Here is a 26,977-nt window from a genome sequence, read left to right as displayed (position 1 = left end):
CCCTTCAGGGGGTGCGGCCGCCGGCGCAGGACATGGCAGACCCGGCCGGGGGCCGGCCGTTCGGCGACGTCCCGGGAAATGCGGATTCTGAGGTTTGCCGGAGATTCGAGTGATCCTCCAGTCCGGTGAGTGAGGCTCGATGCCGAGGACGCAACAGAGGCTCAGGACTGTGAGGAAGGCCATGAAACGGGTCGTCATAACCGGTATGGGGGTCGTCGCCCCGGGCGGTGTGGGCACCAAGGCGTTCTGGGAGCTGCTCACGGCGGGCCGGACGGCCACCAGAGGCATCACCCTGTTCGACGCCGCCCCGTTCCGCTCCCGTATCGCCGCCGAGGCCGACTTCGATCCGGCCGAGCACGGCTTCTCCGCCGAGGATGCCCGGCGTCTCGACAGGGCGGCGCAATTCGCCCTGGTCAGTGCGCGAGAGGCGATCGCGGACAGCGGAGTCGACGGCGAGTTCGACCCGTTGCGCACCGGAGTCAGCCTGGGCAGCGCGGTCGGCTGCACCATGAGCCTGGACGCCGAGTACGCGGTCGTCAGTGACAGCGGCCGGCACTGGACCGTCGACCACACCCGGGCCGTCCCTCACCTCTTCGACTACTTCGTACCCAGCTCGCTGGCCGCCGAGGTGGCCCGCGCCGCCGGTGCGCAGGGCCCCGTCTCGCTGGTCTCCAACGGCTGCACCTCGGGTCTGGACGCGATCGGCCACGCCGTGGAGCTGATCCGCGAGGGCACCGCCGACGTCATGCTGGCCGGAGCCACGGACGCCCCGATCTCGCCGATCACCGTCGCCTGCTTCGACGCCATCAGGGCGACCAGCCCGCGCAACGACGAACCCGAGACCGCCTCCCGGCCCTTCGACCGCAGCCGCAACGGCTTCGTTCTCGGCGAGGGCGCCGCGGTCATGGTCCTCGAGGACTTCGAGCGGGCGCGCCGGCGCGGAGCGCGGATGTACGCCGAGATCTCCGGGTTCGCCAGCCGCAGCAACGCCTACCACATGACGGGGCTGCGGGCCGACGGCCGCGAGATGGCGGAGGCGATCCGGGCGGCGCTGGACGAAGCACACCTCGACGGCACCGCCGTGGACTACATCAACGCGCACGGGTCGGGCACCAAACAGAACGACCGGCACGAGACGGCCGCCTTCAAGCGCAGCCTCGGCAGCCACGCCCATGAGGTGCCCATCAGCTCCATCAAGTCGATGATCGGCCATTCGCTGGGGGCGATCGGTTCGCTGGAGCTGGCCGCCAGCGCACTGGCCATCACCCACGACACGATTCCTCCCACGGCCAACCTGCACGAGCCGGATCCGGAATGCGACCTGGACTACACACCGCTCACCGCCCGGGAGCGGCGCACCGACACGGTGCTCAGCGTCGGCAGCGGGTTCGGCGGCTTCCAGAGCGCCGTGGTCCTCACTCGCCCGCGGCTGGCGGAGGCGGCATGACCGCGACCACGACTGCCGACCGCGTCCGGACGGGCACCGGCACCGCCACGGCGGTCGTCACCGGGCTCGGGGTCGCCGCGCCCAACGGACTCGGCACCAAAGCCTGGGGGGCGGCCGTGCTGTGCGGCGAGAACGGCATCCGACCGGTCACCCGCTTCGACGCCGCGCGCTATCCGGTGCGCCTCGTCGGTGAGGTGCCCGGGTTCGTCGCCGAGGAGCATGTACCCAGCCGGCTGCTGCCGCAGACCGACCGCGTGACCCGGCTGTCCCTCGCCGCGGCCGACGAGGCGCTCGCCGACGCGGGGGTCGACCCGGCACAGCTGCCCGAATACGGCGCGGGCGTGGTCACCGCCAGCTCCGCCGGCGGGTTCGAGTTCGGACAGCGCGAGTTGCAGGCGCTGTGGAGCAAGGGCGGCCGGCACGTCAGCGCGTACCAGTCGTTCGCCTGGTTCTACGCCGTGAACACGGGCCAGATCTCCATACGGCACGGCCTGCGAGGACCCAGTGCTGCCCTGGTGACCGAGCAGGCCGGTGGCCTCGACGCGGTCGCCCAGGCCCGGCGACAGATCCGGCGGGGCACCCGGTTGGTGATCACCGGAGGCGTCGATTCCACGCTGTGCCCATGGGGCTGGGCGGCCCACCTGGCGGGAGGCGGCCTGAGCACCTCGGACGACCCGCAGCTGGCCTACCTGCCGTTCGACGCCAGGGCGTCGGGGCACGTGGTCGGCGAGGGCGGCGCCCTGCTGGTGCTGGAGGAGGCGGGCGCGGCACGGGCGCGCGGTGCCCGGATCTACGGATCGATCAGCGGATACGCGGCCACCTTCGACGGCGCGGGTGCTCCCCGCCTGGCCGACGCGGCCCGGCTTGCACTGGCCGACGCGGGGGTGGCGGCCGGCGAGATCGACGTGGTCTTCGCGGACGCCGCGGGCGAACGCGCCGCCGACCGCGCCGAGGCGGAGGCGCTCACCGAGGTCTTCGGCGCCCACCGGGTGCCCGTCACCGCACCCAAGTCCCTCACCGGGCGACTGCTGGCCGGAGGCGCCTCGCTGGACCTCGCGGCGGCGCTGCTCGCACTGCGTGAGCAGGTGATCCCGCCCACGTCCGGGGTGGTGCGGCCCGCTGCCGACTGCCCTGTCGACCTGGTGACCGGCACGGCACGCCGTGGCGTGCGGCTGCGCAACGCCCTGGTCCTGGCCAGAGGGCGGGGCGGCTTCAACGCTGCGGTGGTGGTCGGCGCCCCGCACTGACGTCCCGCCACGGGCGTGTCGGCGGCGGCCCCGTCACGGCCGTCCGACGCCTCATCCCCCGACCCATCCCGGCCCGCTCCGGCCGACGACGAGCGTGCCCCGCATGCGAAGGAGACACCGTGACGAAGCAGCTTGAACTGAGTGACCTGACCGTCCTGTTGCGCGAGTGCGCGGGCGAGGCGGACGGCGTCGACCTGGACGGCGACGTTCTGGACGTCCCGTTCACCGACCTCGGCTACGACTCGCTTGCGCTGCTCCAGACCACCGGCCGCATAGAGCGCGACCACGACGTGGCGCTCGACGAGGCCCTCGACGCGACCACCCCGCGCCAGTACCTGGAGACGGTCAACCGGGCGCTGGCGGCACGTGAGGCGGTCTGACACACACCGATCCACCGACATGCACCCGATCCCTAGAGAAGGGGCCAGGATGACAGTGCCCAGCCGTCGGCGCTTGGTCGCCGGCACGTTCACCGCAGGGGTCGCCGGACTGGTCGGGGCGGGGTTGGCGCCCGCCTCGGCCGCCGCGGCCGACGCCACCTCCGGCACCGGGCGGGCCGGGCCCCCCGGTGGCGGCGACATCACACCGGGCGACCCCCGCTACGAGGAGCTGGCGACCCGGGGCGTCAACAAGCGGTTCACCGCGCGCCCGGCTGCGTTCCGCGTCGCCTCCACCACCGAGGACGTCGTCCGGGCCGTCGGTGAGGCGGCCCGTTCCGGTCGGCGCGTCGCGGTGCGCAGCGGCGGACACTGCTACGAGAACTTCGTGGGCGACCCCGCCGTGCGGCTGGTGATCGACCTCGGGGAGATGAACGCCGTCTCCTACGACCCCCGGATGCGTGCCTTCATGGTGGAGGCCGGTGCGCGGCTGATGGACGTCTACCGGAAGCTGCACGACGTGTGGGGAGTCACGCTGCCCGGCGGGGCGAGCGCGACCGTGGCCATGGGCGGGCATGTCGCCGGCGGCGGTTACGGGGCACTCTCCCGCCGTTTCGGCGTCGCCGCGGACCACCTGTACGCGGTGGAGGTGGTGGTCGCGGACGCGCGGGGCCGGGCCCGTGCCGTGGTGGCCACCCGCAGGCCCTCGGACCCGCACCGGGAGCTGTGGTGGGCCCACACGGGCGGCGGCGGAGGCAACGTCGGAGTGGTGACCCGCTACTGGTTCCGTTCCCCGGGCGCCACCGGGGACGACCCGGCAGGCCTGCTGCCGCGTCCGCCCGCGACCATCGTCTCCAACGCCGTGATGTACCCGCGCGAAGGCATGGACCGCTTGGCGTTCCGCCGGCTGGTGCGGAACTTCGGCCTGTGGCACGAGCGCCACAGCGATGCGGACTCCCCGTACGCCGGGCTGTACGGCGGCCTGGTGCTGCTGAGCCGGCTCAAGGAGAACGATCCTGGACAGAGCGCCGTCAGCTTCGCCCACGTCGACGGCGACCACCCCGATGCCGAGAAACTTCTGAAGCGGTACGTGGCGGCCGTCACGGAGGGCGTCGGCGTCACCCCCCACATCACCGAGGTGGCCCGCGACCCCTGGCTGACCGCCACGGTCGCGCTCGCCGAGTCCCAGGACCACGAGAAGGGCCGGCAGAAGATCAAGTCCGCATATCTGCGCCGCGCGTTCTCCGACGATCAGACGGACTCCCTGTACCGGCATCTCGACAGCGCCGAGCACAGCAGCGAGGCGGCGCATGTGTCGCTCCAGTCCTTCGGCGGCCGGATCAACTCCCTGTGCTCCTCGGACACCGCCTACCCGCACCGCCAGGCGGTCATCAACGTCATCTTCATGAACGTCTGGCAGGACGAGCGGGCCGACGCCGAGAACATCGGCTGGCTGCGCCGTCTGTACCGCGATGTGTTCGCCGCCACCGGGGGCGTGCCCGTACCGGGCCGCAACAGCGACGGCTGCTACATCAACTACCCGGACCTGGACATGGCCGACGCCGACTGGAACACCTCGGGCGTGCCGTGGCACCGCCTCTACTACAAGGACAACTACCCGCGGCTCCAGCGGATCAAGGCCACCTACGACCCGTGCGGAATCTTCGGTCACGCGCTGGGGGTGAGGCCCGCCTGACCGCGGGAACGCACGACGAGGAAGGGGCGGCACACCGTGTGCCGCCCCTCCTCGCCGTGCCTGCCGTTCAGGACGGCAGGCGTTCCAGAAGCGGTGTGTACAGCTGGGGGTCACTGGTGCTGAGCGCACGCAGCGCGGCGCGGTGCTCGGCGAACTCCGGCTGCTCGAGCGCCCGGCGGAAGGACGGTTCGTCCTCCCAGTCGGCCACGTTGACGAAGTGGCCCTGCCCGTCCAGCGGCCGCAGCAGCCGATGGCGGACGAAACCGGGCTGGGCGGCGAAGAACGCCGAGGTCCGGTCGAAGGCGCGCTCGAACTCCTCGATCGCGCCGGTGACTTCGAACCGATTGATTAGTGTGATCACGGAGAGTTCCTTCCGGGGACACAGCCGATGCCGGTCACCGTCGCACACGGCGCTAGAGAAGCCGTGGAACGTGGATGGGCCGATGACGAGAAACCGAGGAAGCGGGAGCAATGGTGTGGATTGCGCGTGAGGACGCCGGGCTGCTGGCGCGCTGTGCGGTCGCCTTCGAACCGGGCGACCCGGCCCGTACCGGACGGCTGGCATTCTGGGATCCGGACGGATCCGGCCCGCCGGATGTGCCCTGCGGCGTGACGGCGGACGCCGAACTCGCGACCGCGGACGGCTTATCCACCCACGCGGTGCGGTGGCTGCCGGTGGCCGACGCCCTGCCGGTTCTCGCCCTGGCCCGGCGCCGCTACGGCGGTGAGCCCGGTGGCGTCGTCCATCCCACGGCCGCGTTCTGGGGGGCTGCCGCCGCACTCGCGCTCCATCTGGCCGCTCGCGAGCGGCTGTTGCCCGGCGTGTCGGCCGGCGGGTACGACGCCTGGCGGGTCGGTCCGCTCGACCCCGATGACATTCTGCGGCTGCGGGAACTGGCCGCCGCCGCGCCACCCGAGGCGCTGGCCCTACCCGTTCCCGGCCAGGCCCTGCTGCCCGAGCCGGGCCGGGCGGTGCGCGCCTTCCTCGACGCCGTCGCCGACACCCTGCCGCGCACCCCCGCCGCAGAGGCGGCCACCGGGCGCGCCGCGTTCGCCGCGGTGCCGCCCCAGCACGTGCCGCAGCTGCGGGCCTGGGCGGAGGAGATCGCCGTCGGGATCGACACGGGCGTGCGGGTCGGCCTGGCCGTGCGGCTCGTCCACGACAAGGACGGCGAACCAACCGGACGCATCGTCCCGCTCGTCTCCGACCTCGCCGACCCCACCGCCTCGCTGACCGCCGCGGAACTCTTCGACGGAGCGAGCCACACGCTGGGCCCGCGCGCCCAGGCCGAGACCGTACGTGCCATTCGGCGCGCCGCGGGGGTGTGGGACCCGCTGTCGCGGCTGCTGCCGGTGCCGCGCCACCTCGACCTCGACGACGAGGAGTTCGGCGACCTGCTCGGCGGCGCCGCCGCCCGGCTGCGGGCGCACGGCATCGACGTGCAGTGGCCCGAGGAGGCGGAGCACCTGCTGACCGCCCGGGCCGTGCTCGGTGGCGACCGCACCCCGCCCACGGACCTGCGCTCGGTGCTGGGCGGTGACGGCACCGTCGACCTGCGCTGGCAGCTGTGCTTCGACGGCGACCCGCTCACCGAGGAGGAGACGCTGGCCGTCGCCGAGGCGAACCGCCCGGTGGTGCGGGTGCGCGGGCGCTGGGTGTTCGTCGGCCCCGCGCTCGCGAGGAAGATCGGTGAACGCAGGCTGGGCTCGCTCACCGCCATGGAGTCGCTGGCCGTGGCACTGACCGGGTTTGCGGAGATCGGCGGCGAGCAGGTGCCCGTCGCCGACGGCCCCTGGCTGGACGCCCTGCGCTCGCTGCTCGCCGGCATCGACGGGGAGACGGCGGTCGAACCGCCCGAGGCACTCGCCGCGACCCTGCGCGACTACCAGCTCCGCGGCCTGGGCTGGCTGGCCCGGATGACCTCGCTCGGCCTCGGCGGCTGTCTCGCCGACGACATGGGTCTGGGCAAGACGATCCAGCTCATCGCGCTGCATCTGCACCGCCAGGAGCACGAGGGCAGCGTCGGCCCCACCCTCGTGGTGTGCCCGGCGTCGCTGCTCGGCAACTGGGAGCGGGAGATCCGCACATTCGCTCCGGGCACGGCCGTACGCCGCTTCCACGGCCCCGGCCGCACGCTCGAGGGAGCGGACAGCGGGTTCGTCCTGACGACCTACGGCACGATGCGCCTCGACGCCGAGCGGCTCGGCCGGCACTCCTGGGGCATGGTGGTCGCCGACGAGGCCCAGCACGTCAAGAACCCCTCCTCCGCCACCGCGAAGGCGCTCCGGCAGATCCCCGCCGGCGCCCGGGTCGCGCTCACCGGCACGCCCGTCGAGAACAGCCTGTCCGAGCTGTGGGCCGTCCTCGACTGGACCACTCCTGGACTCCTCGGCACCCACGCCCGCTTCCGCCGCCGCTGGATCGCCCCGATCGACGCCGAACGGGACACCGGCGAGGGCTCCCCGACCGCGGCGCGTCTGGCCGGTCTGGTACGGCCCTTCCTGCTGCGCCGCCGCAAATCCGACCCGGGCGTGGCGCCCGAGCTGCCGCCCAAGACCGAGACCGACCGTCCGGTCGCGCTCACCGCCGAGCAGGCGGCCCTCTACGAGGAGCAGGTGCGCGCCGTGATGGCGCAGATCAGGTCGACCGAGGGGATCGCCCGCAGTGGCCTGGTGCTGAAGCTGCTCACCGGGCTCAAGCAGATCTGCAACCACCCGGCGCAGTTCCTCAAGGAGGAGAACGCGAAGCTCTCCGGTCGCTCCGGCAAGCTGGCCCTGCTGGACGAACTGCTGGACACGATCCTGACCGAGGACGGGGCGGCGCTCGTCTTCACCCAGTACGTCGCCATGGCGAGGCTGCTGGAGCGCCACCTCGAGGAACGCGGCATCCCCGCCCAGCTGCTGCACGGCGGGACGCCGGTGGCACGGCGCGAGGAGATGGTGAGCCGCTTCCAGAGGGGCGAAGTGCCCGTCTTCCTGCTGTCGTTGAAGGCGGCCGGTACCGGTCTCAACCTGACCCGGGCCGACCACGTGGTGCACTACGACCGCTGGTGGAACCCGGCCGTCGAGGCACAGGCCACGGACCGGGCGTACCGCATCGGGCAGGACCGGCCCGTGCAGGTGCACCGGCTGATCGCGGAGGGCACGGTCGAGGACCGGATCGCGGCGCTGCTGGAGTCCAAGAAGGAGCTGGCGGACGCCGTCATCGGCAGTGGTGAGCAGGCGCTGAGCCGGCTCGGGAACGACGAGCTGGCGAACCTGGTCGAGCTGAGGAGCGCGCAGTGAGCGAGGAACACGACGTCAGGGCCAGGGGTTTCGCCGCCTTCCCGGCCCGCAAGGGCGGCCGGGCCCGCGGGCAGTCCTGGTGGGGCAAGGCCTGGGTCGAGGCGATGGAGGACACCTGGCCCGAGGAGGAGCCTCTGAAGAAGGGGCGGGCCTTCGCACGCTCCGGGCGGATCGGCCCGGTCACGGTCAGCCCGGGCCGCATCGCGGCGCTGGTGTACGCCGGTGAGGACGAGCCTTTCCCCGTCGGCCTGCTGATCCCGGAGCTGGACGACGACCAGTGGGACGCGCTCTGGGAGAAGACCGCGGACCGGCCGGCGGAGACCGAGGCCGTGCTGGCCGGGGAACTGCCCCCGGATCTGCTGGAGGCAGCCGAGGACGCCAGGCTGGGCGTCCTGCCCGGCTACGGCGAGCTGGAGCCGGACTGCGACTGCGACGAGCCTGAACACCCCTGCGTGCACGCGGTCGCGCTCGGCTACCAGTTCTCCTGGCTGCTCGACGAGGAACCGCAGATCCTGCTGCTGGTCCGCGGCCGTGCCTGGGACGAGGCACTGGACGAGCTGAAGTCGGTTCTCCTCCTGCGGGCCATGACCGGCGACGCCGGGGAAACCGATGAGGCCGAGGACGAGGAGACCAACGGCGCCCAGGAACAGGCGCACGAGGACGCCGGGCCGGACACCAACCGCCCGGCTGCCGAGGCCCTGCGAGAGCCGCAGGGGATCTCCGTGACCGATACGTATGCCCGTCCCGTCGCTCCGCTGCCGCCGCTTCCGGCCCTGCCCGAACCGCCGCAGGAGGCACCGGAGCCCGTTGCCGGCATCGAGGCGGATCCGCTGGAACGTCTGGTGGCCGACGCGGCTGTGCGCGCCCGCCGGCTGCTCGCCTACACCTTGGGGCTGGCCGCAGAGCCGCCACGGCCGCTGGACCTGTGGCAGGACACCGTGCGGATCGCCGCCACCCACCCCCACCCGGGGGTGCGGGCCCGGCTGCGGGCCGGCTGCGGACGCCCCGAAGAACTGGACCGGGCGGTCGAGGCCTGGCGGACCGGCGACAGCGCAGGACTCGACGTCCTGGAACAGTCCTGGGAACCCCCGGCGGCGGACGTCGCGCGGGTACGCGCGGCGCTCACGGCGGGCTGGGAGGAGGACGAACTGCCCGAACTGGTCGTGCACGGCAATCACTGGACCGTGGCCGGCCGGGGTGTGCAGCTGCGCTACGGGCGGGACGGCCGCTGGTACCCGTACCAGGAGCGGTCCGGCGTCTGGTGGCCGGCGGGCCCACCGGCCCACGAGCCCGGCCCGGTCCTGAGCGAACTCCTCGGCGGCTAGGGCGATTCACGTCCCGGGGCGCCGACGGCACGACATGACGCCCTGTCCGGGACAGATCGAGGACGGCCGGTTGGGGCCCCGCACCGGGGCCCCAACCGGCCGTCCTCGTGCTCCGCGCCTCGCCCACGCCGATCGCCGGCGGCTCCGCACCCTCTGCGACACACGCGGCGGGGAAACACCCGCCCATCGCGCCGCACACCGTACAGCGAGGCTCGAACGATCCTCCAGGTGACGAAACCACCATCGGGATCAACGAGTTCGGCGAACCAGGAGCGGAGGGATCACTCGTGGACAGCAGCCCCACGTCGGTCGCCGCCACATCGACAGCCGCGTTCGTCGACGCGGTCGTGGAGCACGCCCGGCGGTCTCCGGAGGCCGTCGCACTGACCTGGCGGGACCACACGGTCAGCTACGGCGCCCTGGTGCGCCGGGCGATGCTGGAGCGGGAACGCCTCGCCGGCCTGCCGGCCGGTGAGCCGCTGGCCCTGCCCGCGGTCAAGTCGCCGCGCACCCTGGCGCTGATCCTGGCCTGCCTGCTGGACCGCCGGCCGCTGCTGCTGCCTTCCCCCACGCTCGGCGAGGAGGTCCTGGACGCGCTGTACGGGCAGGCCGGCGTGTGTCATGTCCTGGCGGCCGGAAAGCCGCCGGCGGCGACGGCCACGGGCGACGGGGCACACCCGTTGCCCGGCGACACCCTGCTGCTGCTCACCACTTCGGGCTCCACGGGCACGCCCAAGATCGTTCCGCTGGGCGCTGCGGCGCTGGACCGCTTCACGGCCTGGGCCGGCCGGGCCTTCGGGATCACCACCGGCACGGCGGTGCTCAACTACGCGCCCTTGAACTTCGACCTGTGCCTGCTGGAGGTCTGGACGACGCTGGCCCGCGGCGGCCGGGTCGTCCTGGTCGATCCCGACCGTGCCACCCGGGGCCGTGCCCTGCTGGAGCTCGTCGCACGGGAACGGCCCGAGGTGGTCCAGGCGGTGCCGATGTTCTACCGGCTGCTCACCGACGCCGCCCGCGAAAAGGACCGCACGCTCCCGTCCGTCCGGCACGCCGTCATCACCGGGGACGCCATGCCCGGCGCGCTCCTGGCCCGGCTGCCGTCGGTGCTGCCCGAAGCGCGGCTGTACAACCTCTACGGCTGCACCGAGACCAACGACAGCTTCCTGTACGAGGTGCGCGGAGCACCGGATGCCGGACGTCCGCTGCCGCTGGGCGAGCCGCTGCCCGGCGTGGACGCCCTGCTCGTCACGGGCGACGGCGCGGTTCTGGACGGACCCGGCACCGGCGAGCTCTATGTCACCACACCGTTCCAGAGCGAGGGCTACCTCGGCCCGGCGGACGGCTCCGGCGGGTTCGTCGAGCACCCGGAACGGGCGGACGGCCGGCGCTGGTTCCGTACCGGTGACCTCGTGAGCCGGTCGGCGGACGGCGCGCTCACCCTGGTGGGCCGCAAGGACTTTCAGGTCAAGGTCCGCGGAGTGCGGGTCAATCCGCAGGAGGCCGAGCACCGGCTCCTGGCCCACCCCGACATCACCGAAGCGGCCGTGGTGGCGCTGCCCGACCCGGTGGCCGGCCACACCCTGCACGCCGTCGCCCGCCGCGCACCCGGCTCGGGGCTCAACAGCCTGGTCCTGAGAGGGCATCTGGCTCGCGGGCTGGCCCGGGCCGCCATCCCCTCGACGCTGCTGATCACCGACGATCCGCTGCCTCGGACCAGCACCGGAAAGGTCGATCGTGACCGTGCCGTCCGACAACACCGCACCGCGGCCTGACGATCCATCAGCGAGGAGAGCTGACATGCGCTATGCCCAGTCCATCAAGGAGTTCGTCGTCGCGGAGTTCATGCCGGACGTGCCCGCGGCGGAGCTGGACGCCGAAGCCGACCTGCTGGAGCTCGGGGTGATCGACAGCCTCGGGCTGCTCAAGGTGATCGCCTGGATCGAGGACCGGTACGGCATCGACACGGACCAGGTCGACCTGCGGCCGGAGTCCTTCCGGTCCGTGGCGGCCATCGACGCGTTCATCACTCACGCGTCGCCGCAGCGGACGGAGATCGGCTGACCATGCATGACGCCGTCGCCGCCTTGATCCGGCAGGAACGGCCGGTGGATCTGCCGGTCTGGCGATCGTTCTGGGACCGGCTCCACGACGGTGGACTCCAGCGAGGGGAGACGGTGGCCCTGCTCGCCTCCCTGTCCACCCGGATGCCCGACCGCGAGACCCTGACCGCGATGCTGGACTCGCTGGCCGAGCGCCGCCCGGCCGTCGGGTCGGGCCATCTCGGCACCGCGGTCAACATCGTGGGCACCGGCGGAGGACCGGACACCTTCAACATCTCCACGGCGGCGGCCCTGGTCGCCGCCGCCATGGGGGTCCGGGTCGTCAAGACCGGCTCCCGCGCCTACACCGGCACACTGGGCTCGGTCGACCTGCTGGAACGGCTCGGGGTTCCGCTGTCGTCCTCGTACGAGGAGACGCACGACTGCCTGGAGCGGCACGGCATCGCCTTCGCCGGAAGCTTCGTCTACCCGGTCGAACTGTCGCTGCTCGGCCGCAGCGTGCTGCCACTGGACGTCAGGAAGCTGGGCCGCTTCGTCAACGCCCTGGGCCCGCTGCTCGCCGACATGCCGGTCGCGGCACAGCTCACCGGCGTCGCGGACGCGCGTCTGGCGGAGGGGCTGCGGCAGGCTGCGGCGCATGTGGCCCGGGGGAGCGGCCGCTGCGTGTGGCTCTGCGTCAACGATCTGGGCGCCGACGAGCTCCTGAGCTTCGCACCGAACCGGGTGCACACCTATGAGGGTGCGGCCGAGGACGAGTTCGTGCTCGATCCCGCCCGGCTCGAACTGCGTTCCGGTTCGCTGGACGAGCTGCGTCCGCGTGGTGACGCGGTGGCGTTCTTCCGCGAGGTGCTGTCCGGCCGGGGTGCCCCGGCGGCCGCCGAGACCGTGTGCCTGAACGCCGCAGCACTCGCAGTGGCGGGACGCCTCACCGGCGACTGGCGGGCCGCGCTGGACGCCGCCCGTGACGTACTGCGCGGCGGCTGGGCCCTCGATCTGCTCGCCAGGCTGCGCGCGGAAGAAGTGAGCGCGCATGTCTGAGCCCGCCGGGGCCGGGCCGTCGGTCGCCGCGGCATCCCCGGTGCCGTCGCCCGGAACCAGGTCGACCCGATCGCCGTTCTTCGGACGCCGGGTGCCGGGCCGACCCGGTCTCGCGGTGTTTCTCAACGCCGGGGATCCTCCGCTGGCCGTACTGCCCGACCTGCTGGCCATGCTTGACGAGAGCGGGGTCGACTGCGTCGAACTGGCCGTCCCGTTTCCCGACTCGCCCACGGACGGACCGGTCGTCCGGGCCTCGGCCGCCCGGGCCCTGGCCACCGGGGTGACGCCGAGCGCCGTGCTGGACGCCGTGGCGGCCGTCCGGCCCGGACTGAGCGGGCTGCGGATCGCGCTGCTCGCGGACTGGAGCCACACGGTGCGGGGCACGGACCCCGGCGACTTCGCCGCCGCCGTACGCGACGCCGGTTGCGACGGCCTGCTGCTGCACGGCGTGCCGCCCCGGTTCCGCCTGGCTCACTACGAGGCCGTGCACCGGGCCGGACTGCCACTCGTCACGACCTGCTACGCCGCCTCCGGCCCCGACGTCGTGGCCGACGCCGCTGATCACGCCTCCGCCTACCTGTACCTGGTTGCCCACTACGGCCGCAGCGGAACCTCGGCCGCATGGGACCGGGAGCGGCTCGGGGCCGTGATCGCCACCCTGCGCTCCACCGCATCGGTCCCCGTGGCCGTCGGCTTCGGAGTCCGTACGGCCGGCGACGTCGCGCTCCTGGCGGAGCTGGGCGCCGAGGCCGTGGTGGTCGGCAGCGCCGGGGTGGCCCGTATGGAACAGGCCCGCGTCGCCGGGCGGGACCCCGTCGAGGAGCTGCGCCGCTTCGTACGGGAACTGCGTGCCCCCGGGCCCGCCCCGGCGACCGACGGACACGAGAAAGGAATCCGATCATGATCGTCCGCAAGCTCGACGAGGTCACCTGTGTCGACTGGGGCAACGGTCTCAGCCGCAGGTTCCTCACCGAGGCCGACGGCGTCGGCTACACCGTCACCGACACCATCGTGCGTGCGGGGACCAAGTCCCGCCTGGAGTACCGCAATCACCTGGAGAGCTGCTACTGCATAGCGGGCAGCGGAGAGGTCGTCGACACCGACGGCACGGTCCATCAGGTCACCCCCGGCACGCTCTACGCGCTGGACCAGAACGATCCGCACTGGCTGGTCGCGCATCCGGAGGAGGACCTGCGCCTGGTGTGCGTGTTCAGCCCCGCGCTGCGCGGGGACGAGCGCCACGATCTCGACTCGGCCGGCTACTCCTACTACTGATGATCGACTGGACCGCGGAACAGCGGGCGCTGCGCGACGGTCTGGCGCCCTGGCTGGAGAAGCTCAACGCCGGTGTCCGGGAGCGGGACGCGGCCGCCGCCTTCCCGTACGACAGCTTCCGGACCGTGGCCGCGGCCGGCGTCCTCGCCCTCCCCTTCGACGAGGAGTGGGGCGGTCTCGGCCAGTCCCTGCCGACCACCATGTACGTCCTGGAAGCGCTCGGCGAGGGCTGCCGGGACGCGGGGCTGAACTTCTCGGTCTGCACGCACATGGTCAGCACCGGCGTCCCCTTGCAGCGCTTCGGCTCGCAGGAGCTCAAGCGGCGGTGGCTGCCGGGGATCTGCTCCGGTGAGGTGATCGGCGCGCATGCCATCAGCGAGCCGGACAGCGGCTCGGATGCGCTGGCGATGCGGACGAGGGCGGTGAGGGACGGCGACGACTTCGTGCTCAGCGGAAGCAAGGCCTTCGTCAGCAACGGGCCGGTCGCCGACCTGATCACGGTCTACGCCCGCACCGATGACCGGCCCGGCCCGCTCGGCGTGACGGCCTTCCTGCTGGAACGCGGCACGCCCGGGCTGGAGTTCGGGGCCCCGGTGGCGAAGATGGGGCTGCGCACCTCCCCGCTGTGCGAGCTCTATCTGAACGAGTGCCGGGTCCCCGCCTCGCACGTCGTGGGGCGCGTCAACGGCGGCTTCCTGGTGCTCGATCACGTCATGCGCTGGGAGATCCTCTGTTCCTTCGCCGTCCACGCGGGGGAGATGCGCCACCGGGTCGACCGCTGCATCGAGTACGCGCGTACCCGCACTCAGTTCGGCCGGCCGATCGGCAGCAACCAGGCCGTCTCCCACCGGATCGTCGACATGGAGATCGGTGTGGAGACCGCCCGTCGCTGGCTGTACGGCACCGCCGAGCGGATGGCCGCCGGTGCCAATGTCACCCGGGACATCGCCATGACCAAGCTCGTCACCAGTGAGGCGAACGTCGCCTCCGCCCTCGCCGCCGTGCAGATCTTCGGCGGCAACGGCTACCTGACCGAGTACGGCATCGAGGCCGAGCTGCGCAACTCGGTCGCCTCGACCGTCTACTCGGGCACGTCGGAGATCCAGCGCAATCGCATCGCCGCCCTGCTCGGCCTGTGACCGGCCGCCCGCCGAGCCTTTCGACCAGAGGAGCAAGTCCACCGTGACCACCCAGTACAGTGAGGACCCCGGCACATTGCAGGCCACCGCCTTCCTCGACCACGAGACACCCGAGGTCCGGGATTTCGTCGCCGAAGCGGTGCCGGCGACGGCCACCACACCGACCGCGCGGGCGGTGGCTCTCTACTACGCGGTACGTGACTCCATCCGCTACGAGGTGTACGAGGCGGATCTGTCCCGAGCGGGCCTGCGGGCCAGCGCGGTGACCCGCTCGGGCTCGGGCATGTGCCTGCACAAGTCGGTGCTGTACGTGGCCGGGCTGCGCTCGCTCGGCATCCCGGCGCGGCTCGCCCTCGCCGACGTACGCAACCACCTGGCCTCCGAGCGGCTCAAGCGACTGCTCGGTGGCGACGTCTTCCACATGCACTGCTTCACCTCCGTCCTCCTCGAGGGGCGATGGGTCAAGGCGACACCGGTGTTCAACCGGACGCTGTGCCGGCTGTACGGACTGCTGCCGCTGGAGTTCGACGGCACGGCGGACAGCATGTACCACCCCTTCGATCTGAAGGGCCGCAAGCACATGGAGTTCCTCCGTCACCACGGCGAGTTCGACGACCTGCCCTACGACCGGATCGTCGCCGAGCTGAGGTCGGCGCACCCGGGGCTGCTGAGCGCGGACGGCACCGGGTTCACCGACGGGTCGCTGGTGCAGGAGGCCGGGACCTCGGCTGCCGGATAGTGCTCGTCAAGTTCTGTGGTGCCACCACCGCCGGGGAGGTGACCGGCCTGGCGGCGGCAGGGGCCGATCTGGTCGGCCTGTGGTACCGGGTGCCGGGCGGCCGGTCGGAGCTGACGGCCGCCCGGCTCACCGCGTTGTCCGAGACGGCCCGCGGCACCGGGCGGCTCGCACCGGTGCTCGTCACCTTCTCCTCCGATCCCGGGGAACTGCTGCGGGCGGTGCGCACGGCTCGTGTGCCGTACGTGCAACTGCACGGTTTTCAGACGCCGGGCACGGTGCGCGCGCTGCGCCGGCACGGGCCGGCCGGTCTGACCATCATCAAGGCACTTCATCTGCGGGGCGCCGCGTGTCTGGAGGACCGGCTGACCGACGCCTACGAGCGGGCCGGCGCCGACTGGTTCCTGCTGGACACGGCGGCCGCTGACGGGCGGATCGGCAGTACCGGCGAGCCGCTGCGGGACGCGGCCGTGCGGCGGCTGGCGGAGCGCATCCGGCTGCCGTTCCTGTTGGCCGGCGGTCTGCACGGTGGCAACAGCGGGGACTTCACCAGGACGCGCGCCCATCCCCGGTTCCTCGGCATCGACGTGGACTCGGCGGCGCGCGGCGAGGACGGGCTGCTGTGCGCCGGCCGCGCGGCGGCCGTGGCAGACACATGGAGGAGCACATGAACGGGGACTTCGCCAGGGCGCTGGTCAGGGCAGCGCGACCGCTGATCATGGAGGTCAAGCTGCGGGACGCCGACGGCCGGGAGCTGCTGGGCGGCCGGAGCGTGGCCGAGACGGTGGAGCGGTTCGAGGCTGCGGGCGCGCCCTGCATCTCGGTCGTCACCGGGCGCTGGTTCGGTGGCACCGAGGAGCTGCTGAGCGAGGTGGCGGCCCGGACCGATCTGCCGCTGCTCCGCAAGGACTTCCTCATCAGCAGACGGCAGCTGGAGCGCAGTCGCGAGCTGGGTGCCTCGGCCGTGCTGCTGACCGCGAAGCTGCTGCCCGCGCCGGTCCTCGCGGGGCTGACCGACCACGCCCTGGACCTGGGCCTGACCCCGTTCGTGGAGGTCGCCGACGAGACGGACGCGGCCGCCGTGGCTCGTGGCTCCGACTGCGTGGTCGCGGTCAACAACAAGGACATTGCCACCCGGGAACGCCTGCCCGCCGAGCCCCGCGGCCCGGCACTGCTGCCCGCGGTGCGGGCCACCGGCACCCGCTGCCCGGTCAGCGCCGGCGGGATCACCGACCCCGAAGCGGCGGCCGGGCTGGTCGACGCGGGCTTCGCCGGCCTGCTGATCGGCACGGGCCTGCTGCGGGCGCCGAGCGTGGAGGCCTGGTGCTCGGCGTTCGACGCCGCGCGCCGCGTGCCTTGAGACGGTCCGGCCCCGGCCGGGGGACGTCCGGACCGCCCGGCCGGCCGCACGCGTGTGTGACGCGTGTGTCGCGACCCGCCCCGCGATCGGCGGCCGTGCCGGGCCCGTTGTGACGGGGGAGCGGAGGCGGGTCGGTCCGCGCCGTCGCCGTGACGTCTCAGCGGCCCCGGCCGGGCTGGGCCCGGCGGCCGCGTGCGGTGCGGCCCCAGGGCTTGTAGACGGAGACCACCGCAGCGACGGTGAGCAGGGCGAACAGTACGGGGACGCTCCACAGCAGGAAGTCCGCCGCCCAGCCCGGGTCCGGCGGGCCGTCGCCGACGTCGGCCGTCCGCTCGGTCGCCGTCATGACGATGGGGTGGATGACGAACCAGGCGAAGATCGTCATGAACAGGGTGATGACCCACTTGACGACGATCCACCAGTGCAGCAGCAGACCCCACTTGGTTCCGCAGGAGAGCACGATGCCCGTGATCGCGGCTGCCACGCTGAAGACCGTGACGCTGGTGTCGTCGAAGACGTACATCGCGTAGTAGACGCCCTTGGCCACAGCGGCGTCGTCCGTGGTGTACCCCATGATCGCCAACACGGCCATGGAGAGCGACAGACCCACCCAGCCGACGGACGTCACCACGTGGATGGCGAGCGTCAGCTTCCGCGCTCTGCGGCTGAGTTCGAACTTCTTCCGGGACTGTTTACGGGGCGTGCCGGCCCTGCCCTTGTCGGCGGTCGCTGCGGGGACGGGAGCGGACAAGGTGATGCCTCGCTTTCTGCTCGGCTGGGGGCGTACCGGTACGGCAGCTAAACTCTTTACAGCGTACAGAGAAACTCATTACAGCGTACAGGGTTACGCTGCCGAGGCGAGGTCGGAGACCGAATGGCTAGAGGAAACGGCCGGATGGACCCGGCCCGCGCGCTGGCGCTGCTGTGGCGGAAGGAGCAGGAGCCGACGCGCCCGGCACGCGGACCGCGGCAGGGCCTGACGGTCGACCGCATCGTGCGGACGGCCGTCTCCATCGCCGACGCCGAAGGACTGGACGCGCTGTCGATGCGCAAGGTCGCCGAACCCCTCGGCGTGTCCGCCATGTCCCTCTACACCTATGTGCCGGGCCGCGCCGAACTCATCAACTGCATGCTCGACGAAGTCCTGGGCGAGGCACCCTCGCTGCGCGACGCCGGCGGCTGGCGGGCCGCGCTCGAACGCTACGCCCGCGGCAGCATGGACATCGCCCGGCGCCATCCCTGGGTGCCGCCGCTGGTGTCGTCGCGGATGCTGATGGGGCCCAACGAGACGGCCATGTGGGACGGCGTCCTCGGCGCGCTCACCGGAACCGGGCTGGAGGAGCGGGAGATGGTCGCCATCGTCCATCTCGTCAACGGCTATGTGCGCGGTGCGGCCCAGCAGCTGGCGGACGCCGATCACGACGTGCGCCGGGCCGGCCTGAGCTACGACGAGTGGTACGAGAAGACCGGCCCGCTGCTGGAGACGATGATCTCCGCCGAACGCTTCCCGAACCTCACCCAGGTCTGGCGGTCCGGAGTCTTCGAGGAGCCCGGCGAGGGACTCGGACCCGACCGCGGCTTCGAGTACGGCCTCCAGCGCGTCCTGGACGGCATCGAGGAGCGCATCGCCCGACGCGCCGCCGAGCGCCCCTGACCGGCCGCGACCCGCGGCCGCTCCGCCTCCAGCGAGCCTCGAAGGCTCCTCCAGCCCGGTTTTCCACCCTGGTGCCGCAACGGATGGAACGCCTCACAGGGCTGAGGCCGACAGGGCGGAGCAGGCGTGACAGTTCTGGTGACAGGAGCGACGGGATCCGTGGGCCGTCATGTGGTGCGCGGGCTGGTCTCCGCGGGCGTACGGGTGCGGGCGCTGACCCGGAGTCCCGCCGCCGCGGCACTGCCGGAAGAGGTCGAGACGTACCAGGGCGACCTGCGGCACCCGGGGACCCTCGACACCGCTCTGCGCGGCGTCGAGAGCCTCTACCTCTTCCCGGTGCCGGAGACCGCCCGCGAGGTGGTGGCCGCCGCCCGCCAGGCCGGTGTACGCCGGATCGTCGTCCTCTCCTCGTCGTCCGTGCTCGACGCCTCCGAGGACAACCACAGCGGCGCGTACCACCGCGCCGTGGAGCGTGCCGTGGAGGAGTCCGGCATCGAGTGGACCTTCGTGCGGCCCGATGAGTTCGCCACCAACGTGCTGTGGAAATGGGGCCGGTCCATCCGCGAGGAGGCCGTGGCCAGGGCACCGTACGGCGAGGCCCGGCGGGTGCTGGTCCACGAGGCGGACGTCGCCGACGTCGCCGTGGCGGCGCTGCTGGAGAACGGTCACCTCGGGCAGGCGTACGTGCTCACCGGACCGGAGGCGATCAGCCAGACCGAACAGGTCCGAACGATCGCCGAGGCCATCGGCCGGCCCGTCGCCTTCGAGGAGATCACCCCCGATCAGGCGCGTGAGGTCATGGGCAGGGTCATGCCCGCACCCGTCGTCGAGATGGTGCTGCGCTATCTCGCGGACGCCGTCGCCCATCCGCCGGTCCCGCTGGACACCGTCGAGCGGATCACCGGCCGGCCCGCCCGGACCTTCGCCCAGTGGGCCGCCGATCACGCCGCCGACTTCGGCGCCGACCGCGAAAGGGCGGACGCGTGACCGCCCCGGCCCCCGGCCCCGACGCCCGGGCATCGTCCGGTGCGGGGGCGGACGGCGCCAACCTCTTCGTCCGTCTGACCGGCAGCGGAGAGCCCGAAGAGCGCCTCGTCCCCGGCACGGGCGAGCGCCCGGTCGCCGGACGCGGCAAGGTCGTCGTCCGGGTCGAGGCAGCGGGTGTCTCCTACGCGGAGGTGCAGATGCTCCAGCACCTGCACCCCTTCCCACCCGCCTTCCCCTTCGTTCCGGGCTACGACCTGGTGGGACGGGTCATCGAGGTCGGTCCCGGCGTCACCGGCCGGCGGGTCGGTGACCGCGTGGCGGCCATGCCCCGGCACGGCGCCTGGCAGCGGTACGTCGAGACGCCCGCCAAGACCCTCGCCACCGTCCCCGAGGACCTGGACGCGGCCGTCGCCGTGGCTCTGGTCACCAACGGGGTGACCGCCTGGCAGATGCTCCACCGGCTGGCCGGTGTGCGGCCCGGGGACACGGTCCTGGTGCACGGTGCCAGCGGTGGCGTGGGCACACTGCTCACCCAGCTCGCCGTGCACCACGGCCTGCGGGTCATCGGCACCGCGTCACCTGCCAAGCACGACGCGGTCCGCGCACTGGGCGCGGAGCCCCTCGACTACCGGACGCCAGGTCTGCCCGGCGTCGTCAGGGAGCTGGCACCCGGCGGCGTCCAGGCGGTGTTCGACCACATCGGCGGGCGCGGCCTCGACGACAGCTGGGCCATGCTCGCCGACGGCGGCGCGCTGGTCTCCTACGACTCCTCCGTCGCCGGATACCGGCCGGGTCAGTGGTTCCGCCCGCACGTATCGGCTCTGCGCCGCACCGTCCGGCGCTGGGCGGCCCGGCACCTGGGGCTGACCCGTGGCCGGCGCATGTCGATGTACTACGTCAAGCCCGGCGCGGACTTCAACGCGGATCTCGCCGCCCTGTACGAGCTGGTGGCCGACGGAGTGCTCCGGCCCGAGATCGCCGGCCGCCACCGGCTGGAGGACGCCCCCGTCGCCGTACGCGCCCTCCTGCACGGCAGCACCGTCGGCAAGCACGTCCTGCTTCCTGACGAACCGTCCGCTTTCGATCCCGACTCTGCGAAAGGACACCGCACATGAGCGCCACCCTGACCGAGCAGTCCGCCCAGGAGCGCAACAAGGAACTCGCCCTCTCCATGGTCGCGAGCTGGAACCGCTGGGAGCTGGAGGGCATCATCAAGCACTGGGCCCCGGACATCAAGCACTTCTCCGAGGACCGTCCGGTCTCCTCCGAGGCCATGATCAAGGCCATGGAGAGCGGCCTCGCCGCCTTCCCCGATCTGCACCTGGACGTCAAGAGCATCGTCGCCGAGCAGGACCGCGTCTGCCTCCGCATCACCGTGACGGCCAGCCACCAGGGCGAGTTCCAGGGGAAGGCCCCGACCGGCCGCAAGGTGACCTGGTACATGCTGGAGGAACTGCGCTTCAACGAGGCAGGGCAGGTCATCGAGCACTACGACGTCTTCAACTACCTGCCGATGCTCAAGGAGCTGGACCTCGTGCCCGCGGACGTGCTGTGAGCACGGCGGTACGGGCCGTCTCGAAGCACGCGCCGAGGCCGCCCGGCAGGGCATCGACAACGTCGAGCTACGGGTCATGGACGGCGAGCACCCGGATCTGCCGGCCGCGTCCTTCGACCTTGTGCTCGGCAGCTACAGCGTCATCTTCCTGCCCGACGCCCGGGCCGCACTCGCCCGCTACGCCGAACTGCTGGCCGACGGGGGCCGGATCGGTTTCACCAGCCCGGTCTTCACCCGGGACACCTTCCCCTTCCTGCCGCCGGCGTTCACGGAGTGGATTCCGCTGTCGCTGCTCCGCCATCTGCCCGAGTCGTGGCACCCGGAGCAGTTGCAGCGGCAACTGCACTCCTGGCTGGAGGACCCGGCCGACCTCACGGCGGCGATGGAGCAGGCCGGGTTCACCGACGTGGAGATAGCCGACGAACCGGTGCCGATGACGGCGGAGTCCGGCCGGGCATGGGTCGACTGGTCGCACACCCAGGGCATGCGGCTGCTGTGGCAGCACCTGCCCGAGGCCGAGGCGGCGGCGCTGCGGGCCCGTCTCGTCGAAGCCCTCGACGCGCTGCGCGACGGCGACGGCCCGGTGCTGATCGATGTACCGGTCCGGTTCGTGACCGCGGCTGTCGCCCGCTGACGACGAAAGGGGCGGAGGGTCCGGCAGCGGCCCTCCGCCCCTCTGCGCGCCATGCCGTGTCAGGTCACGGAGAGCGCACCGTCCACCGCGAGGACGGCGCCGTTGGCGTACCCGGCCTCCGGCCGGGTCAGCTGCACGATCCACCAGGCGATGTCGTCCGGGTGGCCGACCCGGCCGGACGGGATCCGCCCGGCCATCTCGGCGAGAAACGCCTCATAGGCCTCACTCGGCATGCCCGCCCGCGCCCCGACACCGGTGTCGACGACGCCAGGGGCGATCCCGACGCAGCGGATGCCGCGCGAGGCGAGTTCCACCGCCCAGGTGCGGGTGAGGAAGTCGAGCGCGGCCTTGGCCATGCCGTACACCGAGTTCTCCGGCCAGGCACGCCGGCCGAGCGCTCCGGCCGAGCCGACGTTCACCACCGTGCCACGCGCCGCCTCCAGGGCGTCCAGCGCACGCTGGGTCAGAAAGAGCGGGGCGAGCAGATTCGTGGCCAGCTGCTGTTCGGCCGCCGACCGGTCGAGGTTCTCGAGGGCCGCGAAGCGGGTCATGGCCGCGTTGTTGACCAGGACGTCGATGCGCCCGAACTCCCGCAGGGCGGTCGCGACGATCTCCTCGGGCGCGTCCGGGTCGCACACGTCCGCGACGAGGTGACGCATCCTGTCGTGTCCGCCGGCGGTCTCCCGCAACGTCGCCGGCGAGCGGCCGACGATCAGCACCTGCGCCCCGGCCGCGTGGAACGCCCGGGCTGTCGCGGCGCCGATCCCCGTTCCGCCGCCGGTGATGACGACGGCCTTGTCCACGGTGGAGTCCATGCCGCCGCCTCAGAAGCAGACCGCGGTGTTCACGCCCCGGATGACGGCCTGCTCGGCCTCCTTGCCGAAGTCCGCATCCAGCGTGATCGACAGCTGCACCCGGATCGACAGGTCCGGCGTGGTCGCCGCGAACGTGGCGTACCCCGGGATGCCCGCACCATGACCCCACAGGTCCATGTTCTTGTCGTTCTGGAGCTTCATCAGCCCCAGGCCGTAACCGATGCCCATGGGCAGGTCCCTGATCATCTCGCGAGGCAGCGGAGTGGTCATCTGCTGGAACTCCGCCTCGCCGAGCAACTCGCCGCCGAACAGCGCGACCAGGAACCGGTCGAGGTCGGCCGTCGTGGAGATGATCTCGCCCGCACAGCCTGCCTCGGACGGGTTCATCAGCGTGACGTCCTCGGTCCGGCCGGCGATGCGCATGTACCCGCGGGCATGCGGCTCCGGGATCTCCGGGTCGTCGCCCGGCAGTGTGGTCCGGGTCAGCCCGATCGGTTCCAGGACGCGTTCGCGGATCTCGTCGCGGTAGGAGCGGCCGGTCACCTTCTTGATGAGCAGGCCGATGATGAAGTAGTTGGTGTTGCAGTAGGCGAACTCGGTCCCCGGCTCGAACTCCAGCGGCTTGCCGGCCGCGATGGCGATCAGGTCCTCCGGCTCGTAGTGCTTGTACCGGTCGCGCAGGAACCGGTCGCCGGGCTTCTGGAACGAGTCGGCGAACCGCAAGCTGCGGACCCGGCTGATCGAGGAGCTGGGGGTGGAGCCGTCCCCCCAGCTTCAGCGGCTCCACCAGGCGATCCTCACCGTGGACCCGCGGCTCGACGTCTTCACCAGCGAGCGGCACGGCTCGACCTTCGACCTGTACGCCGCCTGAACCACCCACCCGCTTCCCGCGCCGTCCTGCCGCCGTCCCGGCCGTGTCCGGGGAGGCGGCAGGGCGGCCTCTTCGCGTCCGGCGACGGCATGACGAGCGCGGTGCCGTCGCCGGACGTCACACGAGTTCCGGTCGCGCCTCGTTCGTGTGCGGGCCGGGTGGCACGCCCGGGGTGGCTTCCCGCTTCCCGGCTGCCGTGAGGCGCAGGTAGCCGTAGATCACCGAGAGCATCGCCAGGATCATCAGGGGGCCTGCGATCCACGGGTGCTCGGACATGGGGACCGGCAGCCAGCGGTAGGAGAGGACGAGGGCGGTGAAGGTCAGCGTGCCGTGGGCGACCAGGAGGGCGTCGGAGCGGATCCAGGTGCGGGCGCTCGCGCGCATGGCGGCGTCGATGGTGAGGACGAAGACGACCCCGGCGACGAGGTCCGCGCCGTAGTGGTAGCCGAAGCCGAGTGTCGCGCTCAGGGTGCCGATCAGCCAGAAGGTGCCGGCGAAGCGCATCCAGCGGGAGCCGGCGCGGGTGTGGATGAACAGGGCGACGGCCCAGGCCGTGTGCAGGCTGGGCATGCAGTTGCGCGGGGTGATCTCGTCGAACGGCATCGGCCGGGGGAGCTCCACGGACGGGAGCGTGTCCGGCCACAGGTGGGCCGTGGCCCAGGCGCCGCCTTCGGCGCCGAAGGCGAACACGGGCCCGACGACCGGGAACATCATGTAGATGGCCGGGCCGATCAGGCCGATCACCAGGAAGGTGCGTATCAGGTGGTGGCGCGGGAAGCGGCGCTCCACGGCCACGTTGCGCAGCTGGTAGAGCGCGACGAGGGCACCGGCCAGCGGGAGCTGGCCGTAGATGAGATGCAGGAGGTGGGTGCTCACCGGGTCGGTGAGCTCGACCAGCCGGCCGGCCAGCCAGGACGGGTCGCCCAGGGCGTGGTCGGCGACGAGGACGTACTCGTCGAGCACGGTGGGACGGGTCTTGGAGGTGATGAGCAGCCAGGCGTCCCCGGCCTTCTGCCCGGCCATCAGCAGCAGCCCAAGACCCACGCCCTTGAGCAGCAGCACGCGTTCGGCGCCGGTCCTGCGGGTGAGGGCGATGACCGCGCAGCCCACGATCACCCACAGCGCACCGTTGCCGAAGCTCAGGCCGGCGCCGGTGGCCCAGCGCACCAGGACGAAGGCAAGGTCGATGCCGACGGCGGTGCCGACCGCGATCAGCCGCTGCCGCCAGGTGAGCACCACCATGGTCAGGGCGAGCCCGGCGTAGAGACGGGGGCCCGACTTGGGCGGGAGGAACAGCTCCCGCACCTGATGGGTCAGCGGTCCGGCCTGGCCGTAGCGGCGGGCGGCGCATTCGAGCGCGACGAGGAACGCGAGGGCTGCCGCGCCTGCCGTGGTCCACAGCAGCACGCGCGGCGTGCATATCCGGGTTCGTGTCGTTTTCAATTGTTACGCCCCCGTGAAGAACAAGTGATCCGCCGATGGCCGTGGGTTCGAACATGCTACGGGGCGGCCGAGCGGGGCTGGAGTCGTCCGGAGGGACGGCCGTGAGAAACCCCGGGCCGGGCCTGCGAGACCGGAGCGGCCGTACTCGTCCGCGCTGTCGGTGGCGCGTGCCAGGATGACCCCTCGCCGAGCAAGTCGAACAAGTCGAGTAAGCCGAGCAAAGGGTTCCCGGCGGGGTGGGGGTGTGATGGCGAGCGACGGGGTGCAGTCCGGGCGGGCGGCGCGGGAGGTGTGCGCGCAGGCCGGGCCGCTGCATGCGGCGGCCCGTGCGCTGCGGGAGGAGCACGAGCGCGCCCTGGACGCCGTGCGTTCCGCGCTGGCCCCGCTCAAGGAGGAGCTGGTCGCCGAGGAGCTGGAGCTCATCCCCGTCGCCCGGCTCAGGGACGCCACCGAGGGGCGGCTGCGGCTCGGCGCGCTCGAGGCGGCGGGGCTGACGACCGTGCGTGCGGTGTATGAGGCCGGCCGGTACGAGCTGCGGCAGCTGCCCGGGGTGGGGGAGCAGACGGCCGACCGTGCGCTGGCAGCCGCCCGCCAGATCGCCCGCGCGGTCGGCGAGACCGTCTCCGTCCGCATCGACGTGGACCACCCCGAGCCGCGCACCACCGCCCTGGTCGCCGCGCTGCACCGCCTGGTGGAGGCGGGGCCCGAGCTGCGCCGCGCCCTGGACGCCGCCGAGCGGCTCGAGAGGCGGCTGGGCGAGCTGCTGCCGGCCGCCCGGCCCGCCTCCGGGCGGCTGCGGATGCTGTTCACGGGGCGCAAGCGGCGCGAGCGTGCGCTGGCCGCGGTCGCCGAGCTGCAGGAGATGATGGCCGACGCCCGCCGCCGCGACCTGCCGCTGCTGCTCGCCCAGACGACCACCGATCTGCTGCGCCCGCCCGCCGACGAGATCGAGGCCTGGGTCGGCTTCGAGCTGCGCTCCGCCGAGTACTACAGCCAGCTCGCCGAGGTCTCCGAGCACCGCACCGACGTGGCGGCGAGCGAGGGCTTCCTGCCCTCGGAGGTGGTCGAGCGGGTGCACGCCCAGCCGCTCGACGACACCCACCGCCGGGTCTCGCTGCGCGGCTACCAGTCCTTCGGCGCCCGTTTCGCGCTGGCCCAGCGCCGGGTGATCCTCGGCGACGAGATGGGGCTCGGCAAGACCGTGCAGGCCATCGCGGTCCTCGCCCATCTGGCGGCCGAGGGGCACAGCCACTTCCTGGTGGTGTGCCCGGCCGGCGTGCTGATCAACTGGACCCGCGAGATCCGCTCCCGCAGCACCCTGCGCGCGCTCGCCCTGCACGGCCCGCAGCGGCAGGACGCGTACGCCGAGTGGTGCGAGCGCGGCGGTGTCGCCGTCACCACCTTCGACATGCTGCGCGCCCTGCCCGCCCCCGAGGACGGCGGCGGCACCCGGCCGGCCCTGCTGGTCGTCGACGAGGCGCACTACGTCAAGAACCCGGAGACCCGCCGTGCCCGCTCGGTGGCGGTGTGGTCCGGTCACTGCGAGCGGGTGCTGTTCCTGACCGGCACCCCGATGGAGAACCGGGTCGAGGAGTTCCGGGCGCTGCTGCGGCACGTGCGGCCCGACCTGGTCCCCTCGGTGCGGCGCACCGACGCGGTCGCCGGGCCGCAGGCCTTCCGGGCCTCGGTCGCGCCCGCCTATCTGCGCCGCAACCAGCAGGACGTGCTCACCGAGCTGCCCGCGCTGCTCCAGGTCGACGAGTGGGAGGAGTTCAGCGCGGCCGACGAGGACGCCTACCGCGCGGCGGTCGCCGAGGGGAACTTCATGGCGATGCGCCGGGCCGCCTACGCCGACCCGGAGAAGTCGGCGAAGCTGCAGCGGCTGCGGGAACTCGTGGACGAGGCCGCCGAGAACGGGCTCAAGGTGGTGGTGTTCTCGTACTTCCGGGACGTACTCGCCGCCGTCCGGCGGGCGTTGACGGAAGGGGACGCAGGCGGCTCCGCCGGCGGCCCGGGCGGTGCGGGCGGAG

Annotated in this window: 26 protein-coding genes and 1 pseudogene; 22 read left to right on the top strand and 5 right to left on the bottom strand. The window is 72.5% G+C overall.

The features are described 5' to 3' along the window. The first annotated feature begins 181 nt into the window (after positions 1-181). The 4 genes from ABD207_RS19895 to ABD207_RS19880 all read left to right on the top strand — a co-directional run bounded on the left by ABD207_RS19895 (position 182) and on the right by ABD207_RS19880 (position 4,767). On the top strand, positions 182-1,447 hold the full coding sequence (locus ABD207_RS19895; RefSeq protein ID WP_344014452.1) for a beta-ketoacyl-[acyl-carrier-protein] synthase family protein: 1,266 nt from the start codon (positions 182-184) through the stop codon (positions 1,445-1,447). Then, positions 1,444-2,694, top strand: a complete 1,251-nt coding sequence (locus ABD207_RS19890; protein ID WP_344014451.1) for a ketosynthase chain-length factor — start codon at positions 1,444-1,446, stop codon at positions 2,692-2,694. Before ABD207_RS19895 ends, ABD207_RS19890 begins: the two co-directional genes overlap by 4 nt. 119 nt (positions 2,695-2,813) lie before the next feature. Then, a complete protein-coding gene (locus ABD207_RS19885) occupies positions 2,814-3,074 on the top strand; it encodes an acyl carrier protein (protein WP_344014450.1) in 261 nt (86 codons plus the stop codon). 49 nt (positions 3,075-3,123) lie between these two features. Further along, complete coding sequence (locus tag ABD207_RS19880; RefSeq protein ID WP_344014449.1) at positions 3,124-4,767, top strand: FAD-binding oxidoreductase; 1,644 nt, start codon at positions 3,124-3,126, stop codon at positions 4,765-4,767. A 67-nt stretch (positions 4,768-4,834) separates the two neighbouring features. Here the strand turns inward: ABD207_RS19880 and ABD207_RS19875 are convergent, their stop codons facing one another. Next, positions 4,835-5,128 carry an antibiotic biosynthesis monooxygenase family protein gene (locus ABD207_RS19875; protein ID WP_344014448.1) on the bottom strand — a complete coding sequence of 98 codons (294 nt, stop codon included), beginning with the start codon at positions 5,126-5,128 and terminating at the stop codon, positions 4,835-4,837. A 110-nt stretch (positions 5,129-5,238) separates the two neighbouring features. On the opposite strand from ABD207_RS19875, the gene ABD207_RS19870 reads away from it, so the two are divergent. The 11 genes from ABD207_RS19870 (at position 5,239) to ABD207_RS19820 (ending at position 16,988) form a co-directional block, all read left to right on the top strand. After that, on the top strand, positions 5,239-8,052 hold the full coding sequence (locus ABD207_RS19870) for a DEAD/DEAH box helicase (protein WP_344014447.1): 2,814 nt from the start codon (positions 5,239-5,241) through the stop codon (positions 8,050-8,052). Further along, the gene (locus tag ABD207_RS19865; RefSeq protein WP_344014446.1) at positions 8,049-9,377 is read left to right on the top strand and encodes an SWIM zinc finger family protein; all 1,329 of its coding nucleotides are present in this window, start codon (positions 8,049-8,051) and stop codon (positions 9,375-9,377) included. The genes ABD207_RS19870 and ABD207_RS19865 overlap by 4 nt, the downstream gene beginning before the upstream one ends. A gap of 287 nt (positions 9,378-9,664) precedes the next feature. Continuing rightward, on the top strand, positions 9,665-11,152 hold the full coding sequence (locus tag ABD207_RS19860; RefSeq protein WP_344014445.1) for an AMP-binding protein: 1,488 nt from the start codon (positions 9,665-9,667) through the stop codon (positions 11,150-11,152). Between the two features lie 25 nt (positions 11,153-11,177). Continuing rightward, positions 11,178-11,441, top strand: a complete 264-nt coding sequence (locus ABD207_RS19855; protein ID WP_344014444.1) for an acyl carrier protein — start codon at positions 11,178-11,180, stop codon at positions 11,439-11,441. Positions 11,442-11,443: 2 nt separating this feature from the next. Then, complete coding sequence (locus ABD207_RS19850; RefSeq protein WP_344014443.1) at positions 11,444-12,478, top strand: anthranilate phosphoribosyltransferase; 1,035 nt, start codon at positions 11,444-11,446, stop codon at positions 12,476-12,478. Next, positions 12,471-13,382 (top strand): tryptophan synthase subunit alpha, encoded by a 912-nt coding sequence (trpA, locus tag ABD207_RS19845; protein WP_344014442.1) that lies wholly within the window; start codon positions 12,471-12,473, stop codon positions 13,380-13,382. The genes ABD207_RS19850 and trpA overlap by 8 nt, the downstream gene beginning before the upstream one ends. Beyond that, positions 13,379-13,753: an ectoine synthase gene (locus ABD207_RS19840; RefSeq protein ID WP_344014441.1), complete on the top strand. Its 375-nt coding sequence runs from the start codon at positions 13,379-13,381 to the stop codon at positions 13,751-13,753. Before trpA ends, ABD207_RS19840 begins: the two co-directional genes overlap by 4 nt. Next, positions 13,753-14,892 carry an acyl-CoA dehydrogenase family protein gene (locus ABD207_RS19835; RefSeq protein WP_344014440.1) on the top strand — a complete coding sequence of 380 codons (1,140 nt, stop codon included), beginning with the start codon at positions 13,753-13,755 and terminating at the stop codon, positions 14,890-14,892. The genes ABD207_RS19840 and ABD207_RS19835 overlap by 1 nt, the downstream gene beginning before the upstream one ends. A 43-nt stretch (positions 14,893-14,935) precedes the next feature. Then, a complete protein-coding gene (locus tag ABD207_RS19830; RefSeq protein WP_344014439.1) occupies positions 14,936-15,631 on the top strand; it encodes a transglutaminase-like domain-containing protein in 696 nt (231 codons plus the stop codon). Next, complete coding sequence (locus ABD207_RS19825) at positions 15,631-16,299, top strand: phosphoribosylanthranilate isomerase (RefSeq protein WP_344014438.1); 669 nt, start codon at positions 15,631-15,633, stop codon at positions 16,297-16,299. Before ABD207_RS19830 ends, ABD207_RS19825 begins: the two co-directional genes overlap by 1 nt. Continuing rightward, positions 16,296-16,988, top strand: coding sequence for a beta/alpha barrel domain-containing protein (locus tag ABD207_RS19820; RefSeq protein WP_344014437.1), 693 nt, complete (start codon positions 16,296-16,298; stop codon positions 16,986-16,988). Before ABD207_RS19825 ends, ABD207_RS19820 begins: the two co-directional genes overlap by 4 nt. Positions 16,989-17,145: 157 nt before the next feature. Here the strand turns inward: ABD207_RS19820 and ABD207_RS19815 are convergent, their stop codons facing one another. Next, complete coding sequence (locus ABD207_RS19815; protein ID WP_344014436.1) at positions 17,146-17,739, bottom strand: DUF2269 domain-containing protein; 594 nt, start codon at positions 17,737-17,739, stop codon at positions 17,146-17,148. A 144-nt stretch (positions 17,740-17,883) separates the two neighbouring features. On the opposite strand from ABD207_RS19815, the gene ABD207_RS19810 reads away from it, so the two are divergent. The 5 genes from ABD207_RS19810 (at position 17,884) to ABD207_RS19790 (ending at position 21,818) form a co-directional block, all read left to right on the top strand. Further along, positions 17,884-18,642 (top strand): TetR/AcrR family transcriptional regulator, encoded by a 759-nt coding sequence (locus ABD207_RS19810; RefSeq protein WP_344014435.1) that lies wholly within the window; start codon positions 17,884-17,886, stop codon positions 18,640-18,642. A 159-nt stretch (positions 18,643-18,801) separates the two neighbouring features. After that, the gene (locus ABD207_RS19805) at positions 18,802-19,629 is read left to right on the top strand and encodes an NAD(P)H-binding protein (protein ID WP_425580758.1); all 828 of its coding nucleotides are present in this window, start codon (positions 18,802-18,804) and stop codon (positions 19,627-19,629) included. Next, complete coding sequence (locus ABD207_RS19800; RefSeq protein ID WP_344014433.1) at positions 19,626-20,744, top strand: zinc-binding dehydrogenase; 1,119 nt, start codon at positions 19,626-19,628, stop codon at positions 20,742-20,744. The genes ABD207_RS19805 and ABD207_RS19800 overlap by 4 nt, the downstream gene beginning before the upstream one ends. Continuing rightward, positions 20,741-21,184, top strand: a complete 444-nt coding sequence (locus ABD207_RS19795; RefSeq protein ID WP_344014432.1) for an ester cyclase — start codon at positions 20,741-20,743, stop codon at positions 21,182-21,184. The genes ABD207_RS19800 and ABD207_RS19795 overlap by 4 nt, the downstream gene beginning before the upstream one ends. A 76-nt stretch (positions 21,185-21,260) precedes the next feature. Further along, positions 21,261-21,818 carry a class I SAM-dependent methyltransferase gene (locus ABD207_RS19790; RefSeq protein ID WP_344014431.1) on the top strand — a complete coding sequence of 186 codons (558 nt, stop codon included), beginning with the start codon at positions 21,261-21,263 and terminating at the stop codon, positions 21,816-21,818. Between the two features lie 59 nt (positions 21,819-21,877). Here the strand turns inward: ABD207_RS19790 and ABD207_RS19785 are convergent, their stop codons facing one another. Both ABD207_RS19785 and ABD207_RS19780 read right to left on the bottom strand, forming a co-directional pair. Beyond that, complete coding sequence (locus tag ABD207_RS19785) at positions 21,878-22,633, bottom strand: SDR family NAD(P)-dependent oxidoreductase (protein ID WP_344014430.1); 756 nt, start codon at positions 22,631-22,633, stop codon at positions 21,878-21,880. A gap of 9 nt (positions 22,634-22,642) precedes the next feature. Then, the gene (locus ABD207_RS19780; protein ID WP_344014429.1) at positions 22,643-23,356 is read right to left on the bottom strand and encodes a serine hydrolase domain-containing protein; all 714 of its coding nucleotides are present in this window, start codon (positions 23,354-23,356) and stop codon (positions 22,643-22,645) included. Between ABD207_RS19780 and ABD207_RS19775 the strand changes: the two are divergent. Continuing rightward, a pseudogene (locus tag ABD207_RS19775) lies at positions 23,298-23,504 on the top strand (BTAD domain-containing putative transcriptional regulator); the annotation flags it as partial. The gene ABD207_RS19780 and the pseudogene ABD207_RS19775 overlap by 59 nt on opposite strands. A gap of 117 nt (positions 23,505-23,621) precedes the next feature. Here the strand turns inward: ABD207_RS19775 and ABD207_RS19770 are convergent. Beyond that, entirely contained in the window at positions 23,622-24,908 is a 1,287-nt protein-coding gene (locus tag ABD207_RS19770) for a phosphatase PAP2 family protein (RefSeq protein WP_344014500.1), read from the bottom strand. Positions 24,909-25,194: 286 nt separating this feature from the next. On the opposite strand from ABD207_RS19770, the gene ABD207_RS19765 reads away from it, so the two are divergent. After that, positions 25,195-26,977 (top strand): DEAD/DEAH box helicase (locus ABD207_RS19765; protein ID WP_344014428.1); only part of this gene is annotated, 1,783 nt, incomplete at its 3' end.

The sequence above is a fragment of the Streptomyces thermospinosisporus genome (assembly GCF_039526425.1).
Taxonomy (GTDB): Bacteria; Actinomycetota; Actinomycetes; order Streptomycetales; family Streptomycetaceae; genus Streptomyces; species Streptomyces thermocarboxydovorans.
This window is presented reverse-complemented; position numbering and strand designations above follow the sequence as displayed.